Source organism: Bacillus cereus group sp. BfR-BA-01524 (assembly GCF_022662595.1).
Taxonomy (GTDB): domain Bacteria; phylum Bacillota; class Bacilli; order Bacillales; family Bacillaceae_G; genus Bacillus_A; species Bacillus_A thuringiensis_S.
This window is the reverse complement of sequence record NZ_JAKUDW010000174.1, coordinates 1-5,002: the sequence shown is the minus strand read 5'-3', so window position 1 is coordinate 5,002 and position 5,002 is coordinate 1. Positions and strand designations below refer to the sequence as shown.

The window sequence follows — 5,002 nt, the reverse complement described above, 5'->3', positions numbered from 1 at the left end:
TACCACCTTTATAAAAAGGAGAGAAAAACTTATAATGAACTGTTTATCTAAAATTACCAATTGGTTATCAAAAGATCATTTTTTAATCGGCACTAGTTTAGCTAGAATTAGTATTGGATTTCTTATGTTATATATGTATTTAATACATTACAGTCAAAGATATTATTTATGGGGAAACCAAGGTATTATAAGTAACGAAATGACTGGTTCAACAAACCTATATTCATTATCAAATTCAGATATATATTTTAATATCATTTATCATATCGGCATATTATTGAGTGTTCTATTTATAATTGGTTATAAAACAAGATTAGTTTCAATTATAAATTTCATATTTTATTTTTCATTATTAGAAAGAAATCCAATGATTTCCGACGGTGGAGATAATATTTTAAGAGTATGTCTTTTTTATCTTTTATTTGCAGACATGAGTAGATACTTTTCCATTGATTCAAAAAAAACAAATCAACGAAGCAATTCCTTAAAAACAAAAATAACAAATATATTCCATAACATAGCCTGCATAGCAACTATTATACAAATATCTATTCTATATTTAGTCTCGGGATTATATCAAATAATAGGAGAAATGTGGCACAATGGAACAGCCATTTATTACATTATGCAAGTTGATCAATTTTCAAGAGGAATCTTAACACCACTTATTAGTAATAATACGTATCTAATTGTAATTTTCACCTACTTAGCTATTATTATTAAAATCGCATTTCCATTCTTATTGTTTAATAAATACACAAAATATTTCATTGTATTATGTATTGTAGGTTTCCACATAGGAATAGCATATGGAATGGGTTTAATTACATTCTCATTAACTTTAATAGTATTAGAATTTATTGTTTTAACAGATCAAGAATATAAAACCTTTTATCACAAATATAAACATATAAAAAATAAGACTTCACAAAGAATTAAAACAGCTCTTTTAAAAACAGGAGAAACTAAAACATTAAATCATCAAAAAATAATAGTATTTTATGATGGATGGTGCCCATTCTGTAAAAAAAGCGTAAATAACCTATCAAAAATGGATATTTTTGGTATGTTAAAGTTTTATTCTTTTAGAGACGAAGAAATTTTAACAAAATATAAATTAGATATCACCAAGTTAGAAAAACGTATTCATAGTAAAAAAATTAATGAAGATAAATTATTTGAAGGTATCCATTCGTTTATACAAATAACAAAGCGTATTCCTATATTATGGCCTTTATTACTATTAATGTATCTAGCTAATAGCATTGGATTAGGTCAAAAAACATACGATATTATAGCAAATAAAAGAAAAATAGTTCCAAGTGGAACCTGTGATGATAATTGCTATATTAATCAAAAACCATCTGAAAAAATATAAAATCACTTATAACAAATGAAATAAGAGAATGTTTACATAATTATCTATTTCAACACTCTCTTATTTCATTAAATTATAATTCTCTTTCATACAAAGAAAGGCCATAAAAAATTATGAAAAGAAATTTAAATATCTATAAAAATAATAAGATTAATTTTATTTTATATATTATATTCTTCTATTCTGTATGGTTCCTAAAAGAAGATTGGACCGGATATATAGAATCATTTAGCAACGATTTTTCAACCTTTTTTAATGCTTTTATTAAGATATTAATATGGATTATACCAGCTTGGATTTACATTAAATTTTGCTTAAAAGAAGAATTTAACAGTTACATCAAATTAAATACAAATATAAAAAAAGGATTTACATACGGAATAATCATTACATTATTACTTGGAATAAATTTTTTTGTGAAAACTTATTTAATAGAAAAGACATCCTTTTATATACCTTCAAATTTTAATCAATATATAAATTCCATATTTATAGCAGGATTTACTGAAGAAATAGTATATAGAGGATTAATTTTAAATGAACTACAAAAGCGTTATAATTTTTTTAAGTCCAATATAATTACAGCCATTCTTTTTTTAATTATTCATTACCCAACATGGCTCAATAATGAAGAATTTCTAATTTTACACAACCATATATATATTCTTTTATTAAGTTTATTCTTAGGATACATTTACAAAAAAACAAATTCTTTATGGGCTGTTATTATAATACACTCTTTCCACAATTTATTTGTAATTTTAAATTAATTCATTTAAAAATTAATAATACATAGAATAAGGGAATACTTATAGACTGATCTATAATGCATTCCCTTATTCTATGTATGCCATAAAAATTACTTCGTTTTATCCTAATAACCCCAGAGAGCAAAAACCGCCCTTCTGAGGCCAACTTCAATAAATTTAAATGAAGAATACACCTCATCATAAAACTACTTTCCCTACATAGGTATTCCAGACCCTAAATTTCACTTCCAAAATTCATACCATTTCTTACTCTTGCTTGCCGCAATCAATTTCTTAACTTCCTGAACTTCTCTAATCGTTTGCATGAGCATTTCATCACGGCCCTGGTTCTTTCTTATGTCTTCCCTAGAATTCATCGCTATAAGTTTTTGGGAATCCTGTATCGATTGTATAGCGCTTAATAATTTTGATTCTCTTTGTGCAAATCGCTGATCTTGCTCGGTTAATCGTTTAGTTAATTCCTGGAGTAATTCATTTTGCTTTTCAATGACTTCTTTTTGTTCTTGAATCATCACCTGTAGCGGTGTAGCGTTGAAATCAGGTTCTTCATAGCGCTCAACTTCATGTCGCTCCAATGGCAACACTTCAACACCTTGATGCCATGATACTATTTGCTTTGTAGCATTTTCTAATGTCATGTCTGTGTCGCTCTTTAGGTTTATAACCTTACGAAACACCATTACATCACTTTCTCTATACTTCCTATGCCCACGTTCATTTTTGATGAAAGTATAACCCTCTTTTTCCAGCACATCAGCATACTTACGTAATGTGCTAGATTGGATGCCTAATTGCTCTGCCACATCACTAGGACTATATAGCGTCTTCATAGCGTTTCACCTCAAAAAATATATTCGCTATAGCAATGATATACCCTTTTTCCTAATAATTCACGTATCACTTGTTTCAAACTATTAATTTCCATAATCTTTACATAGGTAATTTGTATAATTCCTATTACAGACCCAATTTTAAAATTGAATACTCATTACTTCTCGATACCCACATCAAAATCTTTTTTTCTATATACAAGATTTTATGCAAAAAAAGAGTAAAGGGGATGCCACTGATTCCCGCCCTATCAACGATGTATAAAATCCTGTATAAAAGATAACAAGACAAAAAAAGAAGAATCCCTGTAGCTACAAGGATTCTATGAAAAGATTTGCTACCGATAATAGGACGTTATGTTAACTATCTATGAATAAGATATACAAAATAAGAATTGAGACGCAAATAAAAAACAGTTCTTTTTATGGTAAAATTTGTTATAGATAGATAATACAATTAAACAAACGAGCCATTTAGCGGCGCATAAAAGTGCAACAAAAGGTTGCACCTTTATGCGCCTATAACTATCTTTACTTTAGCCATCCACTTCAATAATACTGAAATAAGAAAGGGCGATAAACAATATGTTTTTTGGAGATAAATTAAAAAAAGAAAGAGAAAAGAAAGGTTGGTCACAGGAGTACCTTGCTACAAAAATACATGTTAGCCGTCAATCAGTTTCTAAATGGGAAACAGGTAAAAACTATCCCAGTATTGGAGTGATTATCGATTTAAGTGATTTATTCGGGATCACAATCGATGAATTATTAAGGAGTGATGGAGAGTTGAAAGAAAAAATAATTCAAGATAGTAAAGGATCGACAGATTTAAATTGGAAATCATACCTTTTAACCAGTTTAGGTATTCTTATCGGGATTGTAATTGCTAGTATGATCAAACATAATGGAATTGATTGGATATCCATTAGTTGGTCAGCTGTTGCAACAGCTGCCATCTTGTACCTTATTTCTCTTCTTTTTCCGCAAGGGAGTAAAAACAGTGAAACAAAAAGTAGATAAAAGATTCCACAAACGAGTCTAATTGCTTAATAGGCTTAATTAAAAAAAACGATTCCTACTGTTTGGAGAGGAATCGTTTTTTTTATAAGTTGCTTAACGTTGTAAATCCTCATTTTCCTGACACTACCCTAATAACAAAAATTATATAAACACAAAAGTCCTCCAGTTAAACAATCTGGAGGACTTTTAATAGTTTTCTAAGTTATCTTCCGAATACACTCAATCCTAAATAAATCAAACTATAACTAATTAAAGCACTTGCAAGCATCAAACCTATTTTTAATAATTTATCTTTTATATTAGGCTTTACTTCACTTATAGGTTTTCCCTCTATAAAATCAACTATTTGACGATAAGTTTTTAAATTATGCTCTTTTTTTATATTTTCAACTTTCAGTGATGAAAACATAAGCAAAATCGTAAGTACAAAAGGTATTATAAGACCATAATAACCAAAAAAGTAAAATACAGGTGCAATAGAAATAGGAAGTATAATCATTGATGCTAACATGATGTAACTCCACTTAAAGAAATTTGATTTTTGAAGCTCTTCTTTCATAATCTTTACATCTCCTTTAACTAAATCGTCCAGGGAGACATTAAAAAGAATACTCATCATTAGTAAATTATGAATATCTGGATAGTTTCTTTCATTTTCCCAGTTCGAAATAGATTGCCTGGAAACATGAATTTTTTCTGCCAACTTCTCTTGGGACATATTATCCCGTTTACGAAAATATTGTATTTGTCTACCAATGTTCATCTATACATCTCCCTTAAGTTTGAGGTTAAGTTAAAGACTAATTAAAGACTACCAAATTTCTTTATAATAACGTGATTCTAAGGTGTAAAAATGTTTTATCATGCTAGTTCTCCTCGGTTTTTGCCCTTTTCTGGGGGTCCCGTCCTACACTTTTTATTCCACGATTCACTTGACCACGAGCCTCTACACCCTCAAACTCCCAAAGATAACCCCAGCGGGCAAAAACCGCCCTTCTGGGGCC

The 5,002-nt window shown here is 28.9% G+C and carries 5 protein-coding genes; 3 read left to right on the top strand and 2 right to left on the bottom strand.

Annotated features, from left to right (window positions below; all coding sequences use genetic code 11):
- Both MR170_RS29610 and MR170_RS32850 read left to right on the top strand, forming a co-directional pair.
- Nucleotides 1-1,378: DCC1-like thiol-disulfide oxidoreductase family protein (locus MR170_RS29610; RefSeq protein ID WP_242310462.1), on the top strand; the 1,378-nt coding region annotated here is incomplete at its 5' end.
- Nucleotides 1,379-1,491: 113 nt separating this feature from the next.
- Nucleotides 1,492-2,148 (top strand): CPBP family intramembrane glutamic endopeptidase, encoded by a 657-nt coding sequence (locus tag MR170_RS32850; protein ID WP_416335416.1) that lies wholly within the window; start codon nt 1,492-1,494, stop codon nt 2,146-2,148.
- A 221-nt stretch (nt 2,149-2,369) separates the two neighbouring features.
- Here MR170_RS32850 and MR170_RS29605 read toward each other — a convergent pair whose 3' ends face one another.
- Nucleotides 2,370-2,978: a DUF3967 domain-containing protein gene (locus MR170_RS29605; protein ID WP_242310461.1), complete on the bottom strand. Its 609-nt coding sequence runs from the start codon at nt 2,976-2,978 to the stop codon at nt 2,370-2,372.
- Between the two features lie 585 nt (nt 2,979-3,563).
- Here MR170_RS29605 and MR170_RS29600 point away from each other — a divergent pair.
- On the top strand, nt 3,564-3,998 hold the full coding sequence (locus MR170_RS29600; protein WP_242310460.1) for a helix-turn-helix domain-containing protein: 435 nt from the start codon (nt 3,564-3,566) through the stop codon (nt 3,996-3,998).
- Nucleotides 3,999-4,200: 202 nt separating this feature from the next.
- Here MR170_RS29600 and MR170_RS29595 read toward each other — a convergent pair whose 3' ends face one another.
- The gene (locus MR170_RS29595; RefSeq protein WP_242310459.1) at nt 4,201-4,761 is read right to left on the bottom strand and encodes a helix-turn-helix domain-containing protein; all 561 of its coding nucleotides are present in this window, start codon (nt 4,759-4,761) and stop codon (nt 4,201-4,203) included.
- Nucleotides 4,762-5,002: the final 241 nt, after the last annotated feature.